Genomic DNA, 20704 nt, shown 5'->3' on the forward strand with positions numbered 1-20704 from the left:
AGACCCAAGAGTTGCGACCGAGTGGCGAGCCATGACCATTTGATGCGCTGGCGGGACAGCGCCCCCCTCTGGCCTGCCGGCCATCTCCCCCACTTGGGGGGAGATCAGCAGATTCAACCAAATTTCCCGGTCCGCGGGAATCCCTTCGGCACCATCCGTCCGGCCGACGCTCTCGCGCCGATCCATTCCGCCAGCTCCTCGCGCGACCTGACGAAGGTGCGGTCTGCGGAATCCTGCCACGACAGGCCGCTCGCCAGCGTGAAAGGTTTCAGGTCGAGCAGACCGCCATCCTTGTATTTCTGCAGGCGAACGCCCTTGCCGCGGCCCATCTCCGGAATTTCGGAGAGCGCAAACACCAGCATCTTGCGGTTCTCGCCGACAATGGCGAGATGATCGCCTGACACCGGGACGCAGGCCTTGGCCTCGTCGGGCGCCTTGACGTTCATCACCTGCTTGCCCTTTCGGGTGTTGGCGACGACCTCCTCCTCCGGCACGACGAAACCATTGGCATCGTAGGAGACGAGCAGCAGCTTGCGCTTCGGGTCGTGGACGAAGGCGGTGACGATGTCCTGGTCGTTGTCCATGTCGACGATGATGCGGATCGGTTCGCCATGGCCGCGGCCGCCCGGCAGCCGGTCGGCGCCGATGGTGTAGAATTTTCCGCCGGTGGTGAAGACCAGGATCTTGTCGGTGGTCTGGGCATGGAAGGCGAGCTTGAGGCTGTCGCCTTCCTTGAAGGTGAGCGTGGAATGGTCGGCCAGATGGCCTTTCATCGCCCGCAGCCAGCCCTTTTCCGAGACCACCACGGTGACCGGCTCGCGCTCGATCATGGCGTGCGCAATGTCGGTCAGATCATGCTCCGGCGCGTCGGCGAACTGGGTGCGGCGCTTGCCGAGTTCGGTCTCGGGGCCGAACTTGTCGCGAACCTGCGTGACTTCCCATTTGATCGTCGACCATTGCTTGGCGTCGGATGCGAGCAATGCCTCGATCTGCTTCTTCTCGGTGGTGAGACCGTCGAACTCCTTGCGGATCTCGAACTCTTCCAGCTTGCGCAGGGCCCGCAGCCGCATGTTGAGGATGGCTTCGGCCTGGGTGTCGGTGAGCGACCAACGGGCCATCATCACCTGCTTGGGCTCATCCTCCTCGCGGATGATCCTGATGACCTCGTCGATGTTGAGATAGGCGATCAGGTAGCCGGCAAGGATTTCCAGCCGCTTCTCGATCTCGCCAAGCCGATGCTTCGAGCGGCGGATCAGCACATCGCGCCGATGGTCGAGCCACTCCTTCAGCACGCCCTTCAGCGACAGGACGTTAGGCACCTTGCCCCGCGACAAAACGTTCATGTTGAGGGGAAACCGGCTTTCGAGCTCGGTCAGCTTGAACAGCGATTCCATCAGAATGCCGGGATCGACCGAACGGCTCTTCGGTACGAGCACAATGCGGACGTCCTCGGCGCTTTCATCCCTGACATCCTCAAGCAGCGGCAATTTGCGCGCGATCAAAAGCTCGGCGATCTTCTCGATCAGCCTGGCCTTCTGGATGCCGTAGGGGATTTCAGTGACGACGATGCTCCAGGTGCCCCTGCCCTGATCCTCCTGGCCCCATTTGGCGCGCACGCGAAAACCGCCGCGGCCGGTCTCATAGGCCTCCAGGATGGATGCGCGGCTGTCGACGATGATGCCGCCGGTCGGGAAATCCGGCCCCTGGACGAACTCCATCAGCTTTGTCACCGGCGCGTCCGGCTGCTCGATCAACTGCAGCGCTGCGTCGCAAAGCTCGGCGGCATTGTGCGGCGGGATGGAGGTAGCCATGCCGACCGCAATGCCGGAGGAACCGTTGGCGAGCAGATTCGGGAAGGCGCCGGGAAGCACTACGGGCTCCTCGTCCTCCTCGTTGTAGGTTGGCCGGAAATCGACGGCGTCCTCGGTGATGCCGGCAAGCAAATCGCTCGCCACCTCGGTCATGCGCGCCTCGGTATAGCGCATGGCGGCGGCGTTATCGCCGTCGATATTGCCGAAATTGCCCTGCCCGTCGACGAGGGGATAGCGCATGGAGAAATCCTGCGCCAGGCGCACCAGCGCGTCGTAGATCGACTGGTCGCCATGCGGATGGAACTTGCCCATCACGTCGCCGACGATGCGGGCGCATTTGGCAAAGCCCTGGTCGGGGTTGAGCCTGAGCAGCCGCATCGCATGCATGATGCGGCGATGCACAGGCTTCAGCCCGTCGCGCACGTCAGGCAGCGCCCGGTGCATGATGGTCGACAGCGCATAGGCGAGATAGCGCTCTTCCAGCGCCTTCTTCAGATCGACCGGTTCGATGTGGTCACCACCGCCATTTTCAGGCGGCAAAATCCTTTTTCCCATGCGGCTGGACTAGCCGAGCGGGTGATTCGCGGCAAGGCGGGGCTGCGGAAATCCGCACTTTGCAGCCTTTGGGCTTACGAGGGCGGCTCAAGGTCCGACAATGGATGTGACGGACTTCATGTTCCCCCTTGCCGTCCCTGTGCAACAGCAGCGGTAGCAGTGCTGTTGCCAACCAACATCAATCTGTTACACGCCTTCTCTAAGGCAGGAGACGGTACGCAGGGGAGCCCGACCTTCATGACATATTCACCGCATCGGGCGAAGGCTCCCGCTCCGATTTGCCTTTCGCCGTGATTTTCGACAACTCTGCGGGAAAGCGCCTTTTTCCCGTCCAGTTCGTCACGGAATGGTGATGGCGTAGAATTGAGAAAACACTTTTTCAGGACTCTCTCAGGGAACTCGCGATGACAATCCAACGTTCGACACTCAAGAAACTTGCTTTTTCGACCTTTTTGCTGACGCTGCCGCTGAATGCCGCCTTTGCGCAAGACACGGCGGTTGCCGACCGACTGAAGGCCGCACTTGCCGTCCAGGGCGTCGATATCACCTGGACCGGCGTTACCGGCGACAATTCCAGCATGGTGCTGCAGGGCGTGTCGGTCAAACCGGCGGCCGAAAAGGAGGCGCTGCCGATCGGCGACGTCAAGCTCGAGGGCGTGACCGAAGCCAATGGCGGCTTCGATGTCGCGACCATCACGACTTCGGCCTTCGAGCACAGCAAGGACGGCGTCACGCTCAACCTCACCCCCTTCGTCATCCACGACGCCAACATCCCGGCTGAGGGCGCTACAGGCCCGCTCGGCTCGATGATGATCTACAAGTCGGCCGAACTCGAAAGCCTGACGGTCAAGGTTGCCGACAAGACCGCCTTCTCGGTGGATGGGCTTGCTGTCCAGATCACGCCGCCGGCCGACGGCAAGGCGATGGAGTTTTCCGCCACCACGGAAAAGTTCAACGCCGACCTGACCCTGGTCGACGATGCGAAATCCAAGGAAGCCATCGAGGCCCTCGGCTACCAGAACATCTCGGGCAATATCGAAATCGGCGGCACCTGGCAGCCGAGCGACGGCAAGATGGACCTGTCGAAATACGACATCTCGGTCGAGAATGCCGGCACGCTCGGCATGACCTTCGGCCTCGGCGGCTACACGGTCGACTTCGTCAAGTCGCTGCAGGAGATGCAGAAGAAGATGGCGGCGCAGCCCGAAGGGGCTGACAATTCGGCGCAAGGCATGGCCCTGCTCGGCCTGTTGCAGCAGCTCTCCTTCAACAGCGCATCGATCCGCTTCGATGACGATTCGCTCACCGGCAAAGTGCTTGAGTATGTCGGCAAGCAGCAGGGCATGTCGGGCAAGGACATCGCCAACCAGGCCAAGGCGATCGTGCCGTTCGGCATGGCGCAGCTCAACAATCCCGAACTGACCGCCGAAGTGACGGCCGCGGTGAGCAAGTACCTCGACGATCCGAAGAGCCTCGAGATTTCGGCCGAGCCGCCGGCAGCGGTGCCGTTCGCGCTGATCATGGCCGGCGCCATGTCCAACCCGGCCGACCTGACCAAGACGCTGGGCGTCCACGTCAAGGCCAACGAAGACTGATCGAAGTTCGCTCCCTTCTCCCCGTCACTATACGGGGAGAAGGTGCCGGCAGGCGGATGAGGGGCGGCGCCAACGCCTGCAAATTGTAGTTCGATGCTGAACCGGTTGTCAGAAGGCGCCAACTGCTAAGGCCGTTCGCCAATCGCCTGCATGCGTGCTGCCCCTCATTGTCCTGTCGGACATTTCTCCCCGTATAGAGACGGGGAGAAAGGGCGGCTTCAACGCTGCCGTCAGTCCTTCTTCACTGCCGCGACACGCAGCGACAGATCACGCAACTGCTGCGGCGAGGCTTCCGAAGGCGCGTTCATCAACAAATCGTAGGCCTGCTGGTTCATCGGGAACATGGTGATCTCTCGCAGGTTCTTGGCGCCGACCAGCAGCATGACGACACGGTCGACGCCGGCCGCCATGCCGCCATGCGGCGGGGCGCCATACTGGAAGGCGCGGTAGAGGCCACCAAAGCGTTCTTCCACCGTGGCGCGGTCGAGGCCAACCGTCTCGAACGCCTTGACCATGGTTTCCGGCAAATGGTTGCGGATACCGCCAGAGGCGATCTCGAAGCCGTTGCAGACCATGTCGTACTGGAAGGCCTTGATGCCGAGCAGGTCGTCGCCGTTGAGCGCGTCGATACCGCCTTGCGGCATCGAGAACGGGTTGTGAGCGAAGTCGATCTTCTTCTCCTCCTCGCTCCATTCGAAGAACGGGAAGTCGACGATCCAGCACAATTCGAAGCGCTCGCGGTCGACAAGGTTCAGTTCTTCGCCGGCACGCGTACGCGCGGCACCGGCGAAGGTAACGAACTTCTTCGGATCGCCGGCGACGAAGAAGGCGGCGTCGCCATCGGCAAGGCCGAGCTGCTGGCGGATCGCCTCGGTGCGCTCCTCGCCGATGTTCTTGGCCAGCGGACCGGCGCCTTCAAGCTTGTCGCCTTCCTTGCGCCAGAAGATGTAACCCAGTCCCGGCTGGCCCTCGCCCTGCGCCCACGAGTTCATGCGGTCGCAGAAGGCGCGGCTGCCGCCGGTCTTGGCCGGAATGCCCCACACTTCGGCCTTCGGATCGTTGGCCAGAATGTTGGCGAAGACCTTGAAGCCGGAATCGCGAAAATGGTCGGAGACGGCCTGCATCTCGATCGGGTTGCGCAGGTCCGGCTTGTCGGAGCCATATTTGCGCATGGCGACATCGTAAGGAATGCGCTGGAATGTCTGCGTCACCGGCTTGCCGTTGGCGAAGGTCTCGAAGACGCCGCGCATCACCGGTTCCATGGTCGACAGCACGTCGTCCTGCTCGACGAAGCTCATTTCGAGGTCGAGCTGGTAGAATTCGCCGGGCAGACGGTCGGCGCGCGGGTCCTCGTCGCGGAAGCAGGGCGCGATCTGGAAATAGCGGTCGAAGCCCGAAACCATGATCAGTTGCTTGTACTGCTGCGGCGCCTGCGGCAGCGCGTAAAAGGTGCCGGGATGGATGCGCGACGGCACCAGGAAGTCGCGCGCGCCTTCCGGCGACGAGGCCGTCAGGATCGGCGTCGAGAATTCGGTGAAGCCGACATCGGTCATACGCTTGCGCATCTCGGCGATGATTTTCGTGCGCGCCACGATGTTCCTGTGCAGCGTCTCGCGGCGCAGGTCGAGAAAACGGTACTTCAGGCGGATGTCTTCGGGATAGTCGGGCTCGCCGAACACCGGCAGCGGCAATTCCTTGGCTGCCGACAGCACCTCGATCTCGCGGGCAAAGATCTCGATCTCGCCGGTCGGCAGGTTGGCGTTGGTGGTGTCCGGCAGGCGCGCCTTGACCTCGCCGTCGACGCGGATCACCCATTCGCCACGCAGCGTCTCGGCCACCTTGAAGGCGGGCGAATCCGGATCGGCGACGATCTGGGTCAGGCCGTAATGGTCGCGCAGATCGATGAACAGCAGGCCGCCATGGTCGCGCACGCGATGCACCCAGCCCGACAGGCGAACCGAAGAGCCGACATCGCTCTTTCTCAACTGGGCACAGGTGTGGCTGCGGTAACGATGCATTGTCATGTCAAAATTCCGGGGTGCTGGGTTGTGGGTCGAGCATCAAAGCCCGGTCCAAAATTTGCGCGAAAAGCGCATGGGAGGCCCGATTTGTCAAGGCAAGCCGGGTTTGGGTCGCCGCCCTATGCGATCGTCAGCATAAAGTCTTTGCCAGGCTTGGCGCATTGCCGCCAGGCATGTTTCTCGCGACAGTGCCGTCCTCAAGCAATCTGGAGATGCTTCATGCCGAAACGCACAGTCCCGTCGGGCGTCGGGCCACATAATGGCCGCGAGTTGGCACTGATGCTTCAGGGCGACAAGCCGATGGCCCTGTTCGGGGCGGAGCCGGGTATGGACGCCGAAGATATTGGCGACACGGGCTTTGCACCGTTTGTCGACGAAGGCCGCATCCTGAAGTTCACCCACTTTGATCCAGAGACGTCCGTGGAAGATCGCCGCTACTGCCTGCCGACAGAGGAATGGCGCTGCAAACTGAGCTTGTTGATCTCCAGAATGTGCCGCAGCGGAGAGGCCTTTGACATCTTCACATCGAATGATCTGGCGAGGCTTGAAGGAGCCCTTCTCGGTTATTCAAAGGAAGATGTCGAAGTGTTCGTCGCCCATGCTGCGTCCCGGACTGCCCGCGCGCCGAGCTCCGTTTAAGCCAAATGGATTTCGGCGCCCTGGCGTTCGAAATCCGCGAGGATCGCGGCCGGCGCGGTCTTTTCGACCACGAGGTGGCGGATCGCCTCTGGCCTGGCGACCCGGTAGGGTGCGGCTGTGGCTAGCTTGTCGTTGGTTACAGCGATGACGATGCCTGCGCTGTTCTTGGCCATCGCCCGCTTTACCTCGGCCTCAGCCGAATCGAAGGCCGTGACGCCGCGCGACGCATCGAGACCGCAGGATCCGAGAACAAACAGGTCCGCGCCAAGTTGCGCGACAGCGGCAAGCGTGTCGGCGCCGACGCAGGCGCCGAGGTGGCGGTCGAACCGTCCCCCAAGCACAATCAGCTCGACCAAAGCGTGGTTTGACAGGACGGAGGCAATTTCGAGCGAGTTGGTGGCGACGGTCAGATCGAGGTCGCGCGGGATGGCCCTGGCGATCGCGGCATTGGTCGAGCCGCTGTCGATGAACAGGGTCTGTCCGCGCGAAAGCAGTGCCACGGTCGCGCGGGCCAGCCGCGTCTTTTCTTCGACCGCATGGCCGGCGCGCAGGCCGACCGGCGTGGCCGCGAAGGGTGCGGCCGCGACCGCGCCGCCATAGACGCGGCGGCACTGCCCGGCCTTGGCCAACTCCCTGAGGTCGCGGCGAACCGTGTCTTCCGAAACGCCGAAGCGGCCTGCCAGCTCGCCGGCCAGCACCCTTCCCTCGACGGCCAGGCGATCGCGAATGATTTGATGCCGCTCATCGGTCAGCATTGCATGATCCTGTTTTCTTTGTGCACGTTCTTGCACAATTTGCATGTTTGTGCAAGATAAGGGGATATCAACGACAATCTCCGGCTCTCTTCCCCGAAAGCATCGTCATGACCTTTGGCCTCCGCCTCGCTCCGCAACACCGGGTCTACGCCGGCTTTGCGATCTATTCGTTCGCCATGGGCCAAATCTTCCCGCGGCTGCCCGACATCAAACATGCCATGGGCATAGGAGACGGCACGCTCGGGCTCAGCCTGATCGGGACGCCGATTGGCACCTTGACCGCGCTGACGCTGGCGGCGCCGATCCTGGAGGGCGTCGGCTTCCGCCGCGCGCTGCTCGGACTGGTGCCGCTTTTGTCGGTCGTCTTTGCCATTGCCGTGCATGCGCCTGGGCCGCTTGCGCTATTCCTGATGCTGTTTCCGGTCGGCCTGATGATCGGCAGCGTCGAGATCATTCTCAATGTCGAGGCCGACAGAACCGAATTCCTGCTCAAGCGCCGGATCATGAACCGGGCGCATTCGTTCTGGAGCATTGGCTTTTTCGGCGCCGGCCTGTTCGGCGCCGCGCTTGCGCATCTCGGCATATCGCCGCAACTGCACCTGGCGATTGTCGTACCGATGGTGGCGACAGGAATCGCGCTGTTTCTCGGCGGTTACGAACCGGCGCCGAGCCGCTTCGCCGGCAATGACGAGACGGCGCCAAGGCTGGCGCGGCCGACGCTGCCTATCCTCGTCCTCGTCGCGGTGACGCTGTCGGCGATGCTGATGGAAGGCGCCAGCATCGACTGGTCGGCAATCTACATGCGCACCGTGTTCGATGCGGGCCCTTTCGTCGCCGGCTTCACAGTGGCGCTGTTTGCATTCTCGCAAGCGAGCACGCGCTTCTTTGCCGACTCCTTTGTCGACCGCCACTCGCCGAGCGTCGTGGCGCGGGTGCTGCTGGCGACGATGGCGGTGGGCGTGCTGCTCGTCTTCTTCTCGCCTGCCCCGCTCGTATCGATGCTGGGCTTTGCGCTACTTGGCATCGGCAGCAGCGTGCTCTTTCCGTTGGCGATCTCGGCGGCGGCCCAACGCACGGACCGCTCCGCGGCAATCAATGTCGCGGCGCTGTCGCAGATCTCCTTCGTCGCCTTCCTGCTCGGCCCGCCATTGCTCGGCTTCGTCTCCGACCATTGGGGCATCCGTTCGGCCTTCGGCATCGGCATTCCGTTCATCATCCTCAGCCTGCTGACCGCCGGCTCGCTTGGCCGAAGGGCGTCCCGCCCGGCCGCACAAGCGGATGAAGCTTTGACGAGGGCTCACGAAGCCTGAACGGCCCTACCTGAAAGCCACACACCTGTTAGCGGCGGGATAAGCCACTGGCATTGGCCACATCGATGGTTCAGAACTGTGGAACCACCTAAGCAACGGTTTCGTATGTCCTCCATCCGCCCGCTGATCCCGCTCCTCATCGCCGCCGGCATCCTGCTTGGCGGCAACGGGCTGCAGGGCACGCTGATCGCGTTGCGCGGCGCGCAGGAAGGGTTTTCGGCTTCCGACATCGGCCTGATGGGCACGTTCTATTTCGCCGGCTTCCTGCTTGGTTGCCTCGCAGTCACCCGCATCCTCAAGGCAGTCGGCCATGTCCGGACGTTTTCAGCGCTCGCCGCCATCGCCGCGGCCAGTACGCTGCTCCTGGTGCTGATCATCGATCCGGTGATGTGGTGCGCGGTGCGCTTTGCCGGCGGTTTCTGCTTTGCCGGTCTGTTCACCGTCATGGAAGCCTGGCTGAACTCCGGCGTCGAAAACAAGGATCGTGCGCGCGTGCTCGCCATCTACCGCATGGTCGATATCGGCTCGGTAACCGGCGCGCAGTTCCTGATCCCGATCTTCGGCCCCGGCGGCTTTGCCATCTTCGCCATCATGTCGATGATGATCACGCTGTCGCTGGTTCCGGTGTCGCTCGGCGACCGCTCCAACCCGACGGCGCCGGAAGACGTCAAGCTCGATCTCGCCCGCGTTTGGCGGATTTCGCCGCTCGGCTGCTTCGGCTGCATCTGCGTCGGCGTCACCAACAGCGCGTTCCGCACGCTGTCGCCGGTCTATGCCGAGCAGATCGGCATGTCGGTGGCCGATGTCGTCACCTTCGTCAGCGTCGGCATCTTCGGCGGCGCCCTCATCCAGTATCCGCTGGGCTACCTCTCCGACCGCTGGGATCGGCGCGCGGTGCTTTTGGCCACGACATGCGGCGCCATGTTCGCGGCGCTGGCGCTGGTCTTCGTCGCCGGCGCCGATCCGACCCTCAATTTGATCATCGTCTTCATCTTCGGCAGCTTCGCCATGCCGCTCTATTCGCTATCGGCGGCGCATTCCAACGACCGCGCCGACAAGGGCGAGTTCGTGCTGATCAACGCCGCCTTGATGCTGTTCTATTCCTTCGGCGCCATTGGTGGCCCCTTCGCGGCGTCCGCAGTGATGCAACATTTCGGACCGGGCGCCCTGTTTGTCTTCAGTGCAGCGGTCTACGCCATCCTCATCGCCGTCATTCTCTACCGCATGCAGGTGCGCGGCAGCGTGCCGGCGGGCAAGCGCAGCCGCTTCACAGCGCTGCTGCGCACATCGACTGTGTTCGCGCGGCTGGCGCGCAGGAATGGCGATTCCGACGGATCGGCGGATACTTGACCGACGGGCGGCTTGACGAAAGCGCCCACGGCTGAAATTGAAAGAGAACCTTACCCGTTACTAAAAAGCGATTTGATGCACGTCATCACCACCCAAAATGAGCTCGAGTCCGTTCTCGCCGCTTTCGAAAAGTCGGATTTCGTCACCGTCGACACCGAATTCATCCGCGAAACGACGTTCTGGCCGATCCTGTGCCTGATCCAGATGGCGGCGCCCGGCGTCACCGCGCTGATCGATCCGTTGGCGCCCGACATCAACCTCGCCCCGTTCTTCCGGCTGATGGCCAATGAAGCGGTGGTCAAGGTTTTTCACGCCGCGCGCCAGGACATTGAAATCATCGTCCATCTCGGCGATCTGGTGCCGCATCCGGTGTTCGACACCCAGGTCGCGGCCATGGTCTGCGGCTTCGGCGACAGCGTCTCCTACGATCAGCTGGTGCAGCGCATCACCGGCGCACGGCTCGACAAGTCATCGCGTTTCACCGACTGGCGCCACCGGCCGCTGTCCGACAAGCAGCTCGATTATGCCTTGGCCGACGTCACCCATCTGATCGACGTCTACAAGCATCTCAGCGCCGAACTGGAGCGGGAAAACCGCGCCCATTGGCTGAACGAGGAAATGGAGGTGCTGACTTCGCGCGAAACCTACGATCCGCACCCCGAAGACGCCTGGAAGCGGCTGAAGATGCGGCTGCGCAAGCCCCAGGAGCTGGCGATCGTGCAGACGGTGGCGGCATGGCGCGAACGCGAGGCGCGCGAGCGTGACGTGCCGCGCGGCCGGGTGCTCAAGGACGACGCCATATACGAGGTCGCCCAGCAGGCGCCGCGCGATGCGGCAGCCCTTGGCAAGCTGCGCACCACGCCGAAAGGCTGGGAACGGTCATCGACGGCAACGGCGCTGCTCGGCGCGGTCAACACGGCGCTCGCTTTGCCCCGCGAAGAAATGCCGAAGCTGCCCAAGAGCTTTCAGCCGCCCGAGGGCTCCAATGCCGCCTCCGAGCTGTTGAAAGTGCTGTTGCGGATCGTCGCCGAGAAGGAAGGCGTCGCCTCGAAAGTGCTGGCGTCCAGCGACGACATCGACCGCATCGCCGCCGAAGGCGAAGCCGCAGACGTGCCGGCGCTGCAGGGATGGCGGCGTACGGTGTTCGGCGAAGCCGCGCTGAAGCTGGTGCGCGGCGAAATCGGCATCAAGTTCGACAAGCGCAAGATCGCGGTGTTCGATTTGTAGACCCCCACCCCGCTCCGCTCCGCGGAGCGACCCTCCCCACAAGGGGGAGGGTAAACAACTGCCCTACACCGCTCCGAGCAGGTGTAGCGCGAACCAGATCCATGCCAGCAAGAGAATGATCGCGCCGACGTAGAAGGCGCAGCTGCGAAACCGCAGATTGTTGCTGGTGAGGTGGACCCAGGCGTGGCCATAGCGGGAAATCACGAAAACCCACATCAAGGCCAGGGTCAGATAATTGACGCCATTGGTCGCGTGCAGCGCCAGACACAGCACATAGAACAGCACCGGCAGTTCGAACTGGTTGATGAGATTGTTGGCAACCGTGACGCTCGACCCGGGCTCGGTCGTGCGCACCTTGTATTGACCGACCTTGGCCTCGCCCGATTTGACCGCGCCGTAGCGGCGCCGGCCCATCACGACATAGACGATATAGACGAGCAACACCTGCGCCAGCATCGGCCAGAAAATCGCGGTCTGGCTCATGGCGTTGCGCCTGCTCTGTCGTTCATGCCTGTGGGCGCCGCTGGGCGGCAAGGATCAAAAACGCGATGACGATGACGGGGATCGCCAGCAGCGCGAACTTGGTGACGATCAGCGACGAGGCGAAAGACAGAGAATCCGGGTTGGCCGACAGCGCATCGGACAGAAGCCGCGCCACCGCAATGTTCTGGGCGTAGTCGGCGCACGTGTAGGGCAGCACGATGACCAGCGCGAACAGTGCCTGAAGCTGCACCGGCATGGCACGAAAACTCTTCAGCCGCCGCCCGGTTGCCAGGATCAGGCTGACCATGGTCAGCGACAGCAGCGCCGGGAAGAGAAGGTCGAAAGTCAAATAGTGCCAGACCAGGATGATCTCGCTGCCGCGTCGGCCGAGTGCCGTCAGCCAGGCCATGCCCTCGTCGGGCGTGAACCCGCCAAGGCGCACGTCGAGCGACGGCAGGCCACCGCTCAGCCGGCGGAAATAGAAGAATTCCAGCAGCGTCATGATGATGAAAACCGCCGCGGCGGCAAAGCACAGCGCGCCGGCATGGCGCGCCAGCCGCAGCACGATCGTCGCCTGGTGGCGCCAGAGCATGTACCGCTCTGGCTGCCGGTCAGGCTCCGCCAGGATAGTTCGGGCTTTCGCGGGTAATCGTGACGTCATGGGCGTGGCTTTCACGAAGTCCGGCGTTGGATATGCGCACAAAGGTGGCGCGTTCGCGAAAATCGGCAAGGTCGCGGCCACCGACATAACCCATAGCGGCTTTTAGCCCGCCCGCAAGCTGGTGCAGCACGCCAGACACAGGTCCCTTGTAGGGCACCTGCCCTTCAATGCCTTCCGGAACCAGTTTCAGCGTGTCGCGCACTTCGGCCTGGAAGTAGCGATCGGCCGAGCCGCGCGCCATGGCGCCGACCGACCCCATGCCGCGATAGGCCTTGAAGGAGCGGCCCTGGTGCAGATAGACCTCGCCCGGGCTTTCGTCGGTGCCGGCGAGCAGCGAGCCGATCATGGCCGCACTGGCGCCGGCGGCAAGCGCCTTGGCCAGATCGCCCGAATATTTGATGCCGCCGTCGGCGATGACCGACACGCCGGATCTATGCGCCCTCTCGACCGCCGACATGATGGCCGAAAGCTGCGGCACGCCGACGCCGGCGACGATGCGGGTGGTGCAGATCGAGCCCGGGCCGATGCCGACCTTGACGGCATCGGCGCCGGCGTCGATCAGCGCCTGCGTGCCTTCGGCGGTGGCGACGTTGCCGGCCAGGATGCGCACGGAATTGGAAAGCTTCTTGGCCCGCGTCACCGCATCGAGCACGCGCTGCGAATGGCCATGCGCGGTGTCGATGACCAGGAGGTCGACACCGGCGTCGATCAACCGCTCGGCGCGCTCGAAGCCGTCATCGCCGACGCTGGTGGCGGCCGCCGCCCGCAGGCGCCCCTGCGCATCCTTGGTGGCGTGCGGGTTGAGCTGCGACTTCTCGATGTCCTTGACGGTGATCAGGCCGACGCAATTGCCGGATTTGTCCACGACGACGAGCTTTTCGATGCGGTGCTGGTGCAGCAGCCGCTTGGCCTCGTCCTGGTCGACATTCTCCTTGACCGTGATCAGGTTCTCACGGGTCATCAATTCGTAGACTTTCTGCCCCGGATCGGAGGCGAAGCGCACGTCGCGGTTGGTCAGGATGCCGACCAGGCGGCCGATCTTCTGGCCGCCGGTGCCGCCATTCTCGACAACCGGAATGCCCGAGATGGAATAGGTGCGCATCAGCGCCAGCGCGTCGGCGAGCGTGGCGTCGGGGCCGATGGTGACCGGATTGATGACCATGCCCGATTCGAACTTCTTGACCTGACGCACCTGCTCGGCCTGTTCGGCCGGCGAGAAATTGCGGTGGATGACGCCGATGCCGCCGGCCTGCGCCATGGCGATGGCGAGCCGCGCCTCGGTGACGGTGTCCATGGCGGCCGACAGGATCGGCACGTTGAGGTCGATGTCGGTGGCGATGCGGGTGCGGATGTCGGTCTCACCGGGCATGACCTCGGAATGACCGGGCTGCAACAGCACGTCGTCAAAGGTCAGCGCCAGCGCGCCGGTGGACGTTTCGATGATTTTTGCCATGGCCAGTCCTCGGATACGAAAAGCGCTGGGAGAATACAAAAAAGCGCTGGACCGAAATGGACAGCGCCGACTCGTTTCTTCCCTTTCAGGATTGGCGCTGGCTGGTAACACGTCGCGGCGCCGATGAAAAGCCGGTCATCTCCTATTCGGCGGACCTGCCCAGGAGAGCGTCGATTTTCGCCAGTTTCATCCTTTGTGCAGAAACGCAGCAACGCCTCTTATCCGCGCGCGGTCGCACAAAAGTGACAGCAAATTAATGCGACATCGCGCCTGAGGCGTGATAACCGCCGGTTCGTATCGCTTGCCCCGCCTTTTCATTGCCTGGATTGGTCGGCACGCAATTTTTGGCCAGTTCGGACGCGTTCGTTGAACCGCATCATTCCGCTCATTCTGGCGGTCGCCTTGTTCATGGAAAACATGGATTCGACCGTCATTGCGACATCGCTGCCGGCGATCGCCGTCGACATCCACACCAGCCCGATCGCGCTCAAGCTGGCGCTGACCGCCTATCTGGTGTCGCTGGCCATCTTCATTCCGATCAGCGGCTGGATGGCCGACCGGTTTGGCGCCAAGACCATTTTTCGCGCCGCGATCGGCGTGTTCATCGTCGGCTCGGTCTGCTGCGCCATCTCCAATTCACTGCCGGCCTTCGTCGTCTCGCGCTTCCTGCAAGGCATAGGCGGCGCCATGATGACGCCGGTCGGCCGGCTGGTCCTGGTGCGCGCGACGCCGAAGAGCGAGCTGGTTGCTGCCATGTCGTGGCTGACGGTGCCGGCGCTGGTCGGCCCGCTTGTGGGACCACCGATCGGCGGCTTCATCACCACCTATTTCACCTGGCACTGGATCTTTCTGATCAACGTGCCGATCGGCCTGATCGGCATCTGGCTGGCGACGCGCTTTCTGCCGCAAACCGACTCGATGGAGACGCCGCCGCTCGATTTCGTCGGTTTCGTACTGAGCGGGCTGGCGGCCTCCGGCGTCGTCTTCGGCCTGTCGGTGGTCTCCCTGCCCTATCTGCCGCCGGCGACCGGCCTCATCACCGTGGCGGTCGGGCTGATTTCCGGCGTGCTCTATCTGCTGCATGCGCGGCGCGCCAAGAATCCCCTGCTGGCGCTGGAACTGTTCCGCAACCAGGTGTTCCGCTCCTCGGTGCTCGGCGGCTCGCTGTTTCGCATCGGCATCGGCGCGGTGCCGTTCCTGTTGCCCCTGATGTTCCAGATCGGCTTCGGGCTGACGCCGTTCCAGTCGGGCATGATCACCTTCGTCTCGGCCATCGGCGCCATTGGCATGAAGTTCGTCACCGCGCTGATCTTCCGGCTTGCCGGCTTCCGCCGGGTGCTGATCTGGGGCTCGCTGATCGCCGCGGCATCGATCGCCATATACGGCCTGTTCACGCCGGAGACGCCTTACGCGCTGATGCTGGCCATATTGCTGGTCGGCGGCTTCATCCGCTCGATGTTCTTCACCGGCGTCAACGCGCTCTCCTATGCCGAGGTGACGGCTGAAGACACCAGCAAGGCAACGCCGATCACGGCGGTGTTCCAGCAACTGTCGATCGCGCTCGGCGTGGCGCTGGCCGGCGGCATCCTGGAAGTCTCGACCTCGCTCCATGGCGGACCGCTGGCGCTCGGCGATTTCCACATCGCCTTCTTCATCGTGGCGGCGGTGTCGGCGGCAGCGTCCGTGTCATTCATGCGGCTGGCGCCGGATGCCGGCAATGCCGTGTCGGGACATGGCCGGCTGACGACGCCGAAGACGCTGGAGCCGGTGAGCACGGCTGGGAAGTAAGGGGCGAGCGCCCCTCATCGCTTCGTTCATCCTAGGGCGAAGCGACGCGAAGCGGAGCGAAGACCCAGGGATCCTGTGTTTTGTTCCCATGCTATGTTTGGGGTGGGAAGGAGACCGACAGGATCCTGGTCGTCCTTTTTGAGGACAGGCCGTGGCATGGCTCGGTCCCTTCCCACCGGTGAACCATCAACCTGAACAGTTGCACGGGGCTGTTCCAAGCAGACCCCGCACCACAGGAAGAGGCGTGGACATGATAATGCAGAACTATGTCGGCTGCGACATCTCAAAGCAGTGGTTGGACTTTTTTGATGAGGCAAGCGGTCAATACCATCGCATCGACAATCAGGCCGATGCGATCGCTGCCTATGTGGCAGGCCTGCATCCCAGTCGAGACTTCGTCGTCATGGAGGCGACAGGGGTTCATGACCGCCTGCTGCGTCATGCGCTGGCCAAGGCCGGCGTGCCGTTCTCGCGGCACAATCCGGCGCACACCCACCACTATGCGAAGTCGACGAGACGGCGCGCCAAGACCGACCGTCTCGATGCCAGGATGCTGAGCGACTATGGCCGCCGCTATCACCCGGAAGCCGAGCCGTGATCTTGATCGAAGGATGCAGCGGCACAGAATTCTGCCGCGTTTTCAACGCGTTAACGTCACGGCATGGATCCTAGGGTCTGCGCTGCGTCGCTTCGCTCCTTGCTTCGCCCTAGGATGACGATGCCACTGGTGGCTCTCTGCCCTTAAAATCCTTCGCCAGCAAATACAGTTCCACCGACTCATCGCGCGACGCCGGCGGCTTGACGTGGTGCACCGAGCGGAAGTTCTTCTTGAGCATCGACAGCAGCTCGTTTTCGGCGCCGCCTTGAAACGTCTTGGCCAAAAAGTGCCCGCCCGGCTTCAGCACCGACAGCGCGAAATCGGCGGCCACCTCGCACAGATGCATGGTGCGGATGTGGTCGGTTCGCTTATGACCCGTCGTCGGCGCGGCCATGTCCGACAACACGACATCGGGGTCGCCGCCCAACGCCTCGGCGAGCTTTTGCGGCGCTTCCGGGTCGAGGAAATCCATCAGCAGCACCGGCGCACCCGGCACCGCATCCATTTCGAGATAGTCGATGCCGATGACATGTGGATTATCAGCCGTCGATTTCGTCCTCGCGGCCGCCACCTGGCACCAGCCGCCGGGGGCCGCACCGAGATCGATGACCTTCATGCCAGGTTTCAGCAGATGATGCTTGTCATCGATCTCGATCAGCTTGTAGGCCGCGCGCGAGCGATAGCCGTCGGCCTTGGAGCGCTGGACATAGGGATCATTGATGTGGCGCTGCAGCCAGCGGCGCGACGATTCCTTCAGGCCGCTCTTCTTCTTGATCCGCGTCTTGAGGACACGAATGCTGGCGGAGCCCGGCTTTTCCGGCTTCTTGGTCACTGTCGGCCTCGCCCACTGTTGCGCCAGACGCCGTCATCGGCCATCAGCTCGCTCAAAATGCCTTCGCGTAAGCCCCGGTCGGCGACGCGCAGCCGCTCCGACGGCCACACCGCACGGATGGCTTCCAGGATAGCACAGCCGGCCAGCACCAGGTCGGCACGATCGGCGCCGATGCACGGGTTGGCGCAGCGCTGCTGGAAATCCCAGCCGACCAGTTTTTCGACCATGCGGTCGACGCTGTCGCGGTCCATCCACAGCCCGTCGACGCGGCGCCGGTCGTAGCGTTCGAGGTCGAGATGGACGCCGGCCAGCGTCGTCACCGTGCCGGATGTGCCCAGCAGATGGAATTTCGGGCTGGCCAGCACATGGCTCAGCCGATCGCGGCCGTCGAACGACTTCAGCCGCACCGCGACATCCTCGACCATGGCGGCAAAGATTTCGCGCGTCACCGTGCGGCCGCCAAAGCGTTCGGCCAACGAGACAACGCCGACCGGCAGCGAGGTCCACGACACGATGTGGTTGGCAAGCCGCGGCGAACGCTGGCCGGTGAGGTCGATCAGCGCGATTTCGGACGAGCCGCCGCCAATGTCGAACAGCACCACGCCTTGCGTGTCGCGCTCGACCAGCGAGCCGCAGCCGGAGACAGCAAGCCGCGCTTCGGTCTGGCGGTCGATGATCTCGAGTTTCAAGCCGGCCTCGTGCTCGACGCGCTGCAGGAATTCGACGCCATTATCGGCGGTGCGGCAGGCTTCGGTGGCGATCAGCCGGGCTTTCCTGATCTTGCGGTTGCGCAATTTGTCGCCGCAGATTTTCAGCGCCTCGACGGCGCGGTCCATCGCCGCCTGGCTCAGGTGCCCATTGGCGGTCAGCCCCTCGCCCAGCCTGACGATGCGCGAGAAGGCGTCGATGACGCGGAACTGGCCATGGCGCTGCGGCACCGCGACCAAAAGCCGGCAATTGTTGGTGCCGAGATCGAGCGCGGCAAACACCGGCAGTTCCTGCATCGGCGGACGATGCATTGGCTGTTCCGGTCGGGATTGTGGCGCCGAGGGCAAAGGCACCGGCGCTGGAGCGGCCGGGCCGACGGAGGCCGGCGCACCAACCGCTGCGGCCGTTGCGAGAGGGCTGTCGTCGCGCGCAAAAACCTTGCGCCCACGCCGGCGCTTGCGCCGCTTTCTCGCCTTGCCTCGCTGATGCTGGGCTTCGCCGGCCTGTCCGTTACCGGACTGAGGCCCCGCCTGGCGGGGCCGCCCGGCGGATGGGCTTGGCCCGCCTGACGGCGGCGAAGCCCTGGACACGCCCACTTCCGGCGCGCCAGCGCCGGTGTCGTGGTCTTCCACTTCAGTTCCTTCCGGCGCCGCGCGAACCGGAAAACCGGACGCAGCAGGCGCTTAAAAATTTTAAGTTGCCGCCAGAGTAGCAGCGCCGGACCGGATCACCAAGAGCAAGGGGCCAAATTTTGCCGGCTGCGTCCTGCCACGTCCCCGCTGCTTTGCAGCGTCCCGGCGTTCGCTAGCCTTTTCATCTTGCCACTGGCACGACGAATTCGCCGTTGGCGAACCGGCTGCTCACCCTTGCCGGTTGAATAGCCGGCTTCAATGAGGCATTTCTGAAATGAGGGGGAATTGGTGAATCGCGGACGTTTTAACGCCCGCCTGGGCGATGGGCAGCAACACATGACGACAACTCCATGAATTGGGGGGGCACGAATTGGAAGCGCTATCTGTGGCCGGTCATCGGTGTCGCGGCGGTCATCGGGTCGCTGTTGTTGCTGTGGCATGAGTTGCGCGGCATCTCGATCGACGATGTCTGGGACGGCATATCAGCCATCCCGACGCGCGGCTGGGTGCTGGCGGCGCTGAGCTCGGTGGTCGCCTACGCCTCGCTTGCCGGCTACGACCACATAGCGCTCTTGCATATCGGCAAAAAGGTCTCGTGGCTGTTCGTCACCTTCTGCTCCTTCACCACCTATGCGCTGTCGCACAACATTGGCGGCTCGGTGTTTTCGGGCGCCGTGATCCGCTATCGCGCCTATGGCACCAGGGGGCTGACCGGCCAGGACGTCGGCATTCTGGTGGCGATCTGCTGGATCACCTTCGTGCTCTCCAGCATTCTGGTCGGCGGCCTGGTGCTGGTGTTCGAGCCTGCGATCATCGACCGCTTTTCCGGCGCCCCGCACCACGGCCTGGCGATCGCCGCCGGCATCGCTTTGCTGATCCTGATCAGCGCCTACATCTTCGGCAGCTGGCTGCATCTGAAGCCGCTGAAAATCGCCGGCTTCCAGCTGCACTATCCGGCGCTGCCGATCGTGGCGCGGCAATTGCTGATCGGCCCGATCGAGCTTCTGGCAGCAGCGGCGATCATCTTCTTTGCTCTGCCGGCGGCCGGAAATCCCGGCTATTTTGTCATTCTCGGCGTGTTCCTGGTGTCGTTCTCGGTTGCGCAGATCTCGCACGCGCCGGGCGGGCTCGGCGTGTTCGAGGTCGTGTTCCTCGCGGGCCTGTCTGATATGGACCCGGTCGGCGTGTTGGCGGCACTTCTGGTGTTCCGGCTGTTTTACCTGATCATCCCGCTGCTGATCGCGCTCGGCGTGGTGCTGTTCTTCGAACATTCGCAATACAGCCGGACGGAGAGCTGAGGATCATTGGGTGCGGCGCGCCACCCGGGCGTAATTGCCCCTATGAAACGCTGTGATTGAAACGCAGCTTAGGCTTGACTATTTTCCGGCGGCGGCTACAAGGCACGCGCGGCTGCTTCGGCGGCCCACCAGCGCGACAGCGCCTGCTGGGGAATAGGTTAACGGTAGACCCACGGACTCTGACTCCGTTAGTCCTGGTTCGAATCCAGGTTCCCCAGCCAGCATTTTTTCAAACGAATTCAAAGCTTTAGTCCGCAAGAATTTCCCGTTTCGGCGATTTCGTGCCGCGACACGTTGCGACACGTCCCCCTTGATTTCCAACGGTTCCAAAACGGTCCCGGCAACTCGACGCGACATGGACGCGACATGAAAGGGTATCATCATGGTATGGTCTGACCTCCTCTTATTCTCTCCTGTGATCCTTGGCCTTGGCGGCATGGCACTGACAAAGCTCCCCGATCTCCTGGACGTGATCCAAGGAACGCCGGGCCAGAGCGATTTCGAAAGATTCATGATGGATGCCGGCCGGCGCGGCCTCGGCTACTCGGATACCATGCGGGAACTCGATATCAGGACTATCTTCGCGCGGCTTCGCCGTGAGGCCAGCGGCTCCGTCGCCGCTGATGTCGGGAACTGGAAGCCGATCCTGGATGCCAGGGTCGAGCAATGCCTCCAGGATAATCCAGAACACGCTCCCGACCTCATTGGGATGATGGCCGGGCTATCCTATGGCGATATCCTCTACCCGTCTGAGGCCGCCATGGTCGATGATCTCTACAGCGGCTTCCGGCGGCACCGTGGATGCTTCACCATAGATCAACAAGCGGCCTTGCGGGTGACAAGATGAGCCCGAAAAATAAATCCGTTTGCTGAACTAGTTTCGCAGCCGGAAATGCTCTTAATGGGAAGCCTCGATGAAAACGGAGGCTTCCCCAATGTCCTTTTATATCTATGAAAACTGGACCCGAGATCGCGGCCGAATCCATCG

18 protein-coding genes and 1 tRNA gene are annotated in these 20704 nt (G+C 63.1%); 11 read left to right on the forward strand and 8 right to left on the reverse strand.

The window, feature by feature from the left end:
* Nucleotides 1–113: 113 nt before the first annotated feature.
* Nucleotides 114–2366, reverse strand: coding sequence for a DNA topoisomerase IV subunit A (parC, locus tag NLY43_RS04210; RefSeq protein ID WP_023673024.1), 2253 nt, complete (start codon nucleotides 2364–2366; stop codon nucleotides 114–116).
* Nucleotides 2367–2770: 404 nt separating this feature from the next.
* On the opposite strand from parC, the gene NLY43_RS04215 reads away from it, so the two are divergent.
* Nucleotides 2771–3961 carry an aq_1923 C-terminal domain gene (locus tag NLY43_RS04215; RefSeq protein WP_023682420.1) on the forward strand — a complete coding sequence of 397 codons (1191 nt, stop codon included), beginning with the start codon at nucleotides 2771–2773 and terminating at the stop codon, nucleotides 3959–3961.
* Nucleotides 3962–4191: 230 nt separating this feature from the next.
* Here the strand turns inward: NLY43_RS04215 and aspS are convergent, their stop codons facing one another.
* Complete coding sequence (gene aspS / locus NLY43_RS04220) at nucleotides 4192–5979, reverse strand: aspartate--tRNA ligase (RefSeq protein ID WP_023682421.1); 1788 nt, start codon at nucleotides 5977–5979, stop codon at nucleotides 4192–4194.
* Between the two features lie 222 nt (nucleotides 5980–6201).
* Between aspS and NLY43_RS04225 the strand changes: the two genes are divergently transcribed.
* The gene (locus tag NLY43_RS04225; RefSeq protein ID WP_023682422.1) at nucleotides 6202–6621 is read left to right on the forward strand and encodes a hypothetical protein; all 420 of its coding nucleotides are present in this window, start codon (nucleotides 6202–6204) and stop codon (nucleotides 6619–6621) included.
* On the opposite strand, the gene NLY43_RS04230 is transcribed toward NLY43_RS04225, so the two are convergent.
* Nucleotides 6618–7376: a DeoR/GlpR family DNA-binding transcription regulator gene (locus NLY43_RS04230; RefSeq protein WP_023689527.1), complete on the reverse strand. Its 759-nt coding sequence runs from the start codon at nucleotides 7374–7376 to the stop codon at nucleotides 6618–6620. The two genes, NLY43_RS04225 and NLY43_RS04230, sit on opposite strands and share 4 nt — an antisense overlap.
* A gap of 107 nt (nucleotides 7377–7483) precedes the next feature.
* Between NLY43_RS04230 and NLY43_RS04235 the strand changes: the two genes are divergently transcribed.
* From NLY43_RS04235 to rnd, 3 genes are all read left to right on the forward strand, one after another.
* On the forward strand, nucleotides 7484–8686 hold the full coding sequence (locus NLY43_RS04235) for an MFS transporter (RefSeq protein WP_023711552.1): 1203 nt from the start codon (nucleotides 7484–7486) through the stop codon (nucleotides 8684–8686).
* A gap of 105 nt (nucleotides 8687–8791) precedes the next feature.
* Nucleotides 8792–10036 carry an MFS transporter gene (locus NLY43_RS04240; protein ID WP_023711553.1) on the forward strand — a complete coding sequence of 415 codons (1245 nt, stop codon included), beginning with the start codon at nucleotides 8792–8794 and terminating at the stop codon, nucleotides 10034–10036.
* A 75-nt stretch (nucleotides 10037–10111) separates the two neighbouring features.
* Complete coding sequence (rnd, locus tag NLY43_RS04245) at nucleotides 10112–11263, forward strand: ribonuclease D (protein WP_023708785.1); 1152 nt, start codon at nucleotides 10112–10114, stop codon at nucleotides 11261–11263.
* A gap of 63 nt (nucleotides 11264–11326) precedes the next feature.
* Here rnd and NLY43_RS04250 read toward each other — a convergent pair whose 3' ends face one another.
* The 3 genes from NLY43_RS04250 to guaB are packed head-to-tail and all read right to left on the reverse strand — an operon-like array spanning nucleotide 11327 to nucleotide 13860.
* Nucleotides 11327–11746 carry an MAPEG family protein gene (locus NLY43_RS04250; RefSeq protein WP_023711554.1) on the reverse strand — a complete coding sequence of 140 codons (420 nt, stop codon included), beginning with the start codon at nucleotides 11744–11746 and terminating at the stop codon, nucleotides 11327–11329.
* A 22-nt stretch (nucleotides 11747–11768) separates the two neighbouring features.
* Complete coding sequence (locus tag NLY43_RS04255; protein WP_023673033.1) at nucleotides 11769–12338, reverse strand: hypothetical protein; 570 nt, start codon at nucleotides 12336–12338, stop codon at nucleotides 11769–11771.
* A gap of 19 nt (nucleotides 12339–12357) precedes the next feature.
* Nucleotides 12358–13860 (reverse strand): IMP dehydrogenase, encoded by a 1503-nt coding sequence (guaB, locus tag NLY43_RS04260; protein WP_023711555.1) that lies wholly within the window; start codon nucleotides 13858–13860, stop codon nucleotides 12358–12360.
* A 56-nt stretch (nucleotides 13861–13916) separates the two neighbouring features.
* Between guaB and NLY43_RS04265 the strand changes: the two genes are divergently transcribed.
* The 3 genes from NLY43_RS04265 to NLY43_RS04275 all read left to right on the forward strand — a co-directional run bounded on the left by NLY43_RS04265 (nucleotide 13917) and on the right by NLY43_RS04275 (nucleotide 16246).
* The gene (locus NLY43_RS04265) at nucleotides 13917–14117 is read left to right on the forward strand and encodes a hypothetical protein (protein WP_023711556.1); all 201 of its coding nucleotides are present in this window, start codon (nucleotides 13917–13919) and stop codon (nucleotides 14115–14117) included.
* 109 nt (nucleotides 14118–14226) lie between these two features.
* Entirely contained in the window at nucleotides 14227–15648 is a 1422-nt protein-coding gene (locus NLY43_RS04270; protein ID WP_023711557.1) for an MFS transporter, read from the forward strand.
* A gap of 250 nt (nucleotides 15649–15898) precedes the next feature.
* Nucleotides 15899–16246 carry an IS110 family transposase gene (locus NLY43_RS04275; protein WP_023711558.1) on the forward strand — a complete coding sequence of 116 codons (348 nt, stop codon included), beginning with the start codon at nucleotides 15899–15901 and terminating at the stop codon, nucleotides 16244–16246.
* Nucleotides 16247–16355: 109 nt separating this feature from the next.
* On the opposite strand, the gene NLY43_RS04280 is transcribed toward NLY43_RS04275, so the two are convergent.
* On the reverse strand, nucleotides 16356–17078 hold the full coding sequence (locus tag NLY43_RS04280) for an RlmE family RNA methyltransferase (RefSeq protein ID WP_023711559.1): 723 nt from the start codon (nucleotides 17076–17078) through the stop codon (nucleotides 16356–16358).
* On the reverse strand, nucleotides 17075–18418 hold the full coding sequence (locus tag NLY43_RS04285; RefSeq protein WP_023711560.1) for a Ppx/GppA phosphatase family protein: 1344 nt from the start codon (nucleotides 18416–18418) through the stop codon (nucleotides 17075–17077). Before NLY43_RS04285 ends, NLY43_RS04280 begins: the two co-directional genes overlap by 4 nt.
* Before the next feature lie 350 nt (nucleotides 18419–18768).
* Between NLY43_RS04285 and NLY43_RS04290 the strand changes: the two genes are divergently transcribed.
* The 3 genes from NLY43_RS04290 to NLY43_RS04300 all read left to right on the forward strand — a co-directional run bounded on the left by NLY43_RS04290 (nucleotide 18769) and on the right by NLY43_RS04300 (nucleotide 20563).
* Complete coding sequence (locus NLY43_RS04290) at nucleotides 18769–19716, forward strand: lysylphosphatidylglycerol synthase domain-containing protein (RefSeq protein ID WP_023682434.1); 948 nt, start codon at nucleotides 18769–18771, stop codon at nucleotides 19714–19716.
* A 147-nt stretch (nucleotides 19717–19863) separates the two neighbouring features.
* Nucleotides 19864–19937, forward strand: a tRNA-Gln gene (locus NLY43_RS04295).
* 161 nt (nucleotides 19938–20098) lie between these two features.
* Nucleotides 20099–20563 (forward strand): hypothetical protein, encoded by a 465-nt coding sequence (locus NLY43_RS04300; RefSeq protein WP_023711561.1) that lies wholly within the window; start codon nucleotides 20099–20101, stop codon nucleotides 20561–20563.
* Nucleotides 20564–20704 lie beyond the last annotated feature (141 nt).

It is taken from the genome of Mesorhizobium sp. C416B (assembly GCF_030323165.1).
Lineage (GTDB): Bacteria > Pseudomonadota > Alphaproteobacteria > Rhizobiales > Rhizobiaceae > Mesorhizobium.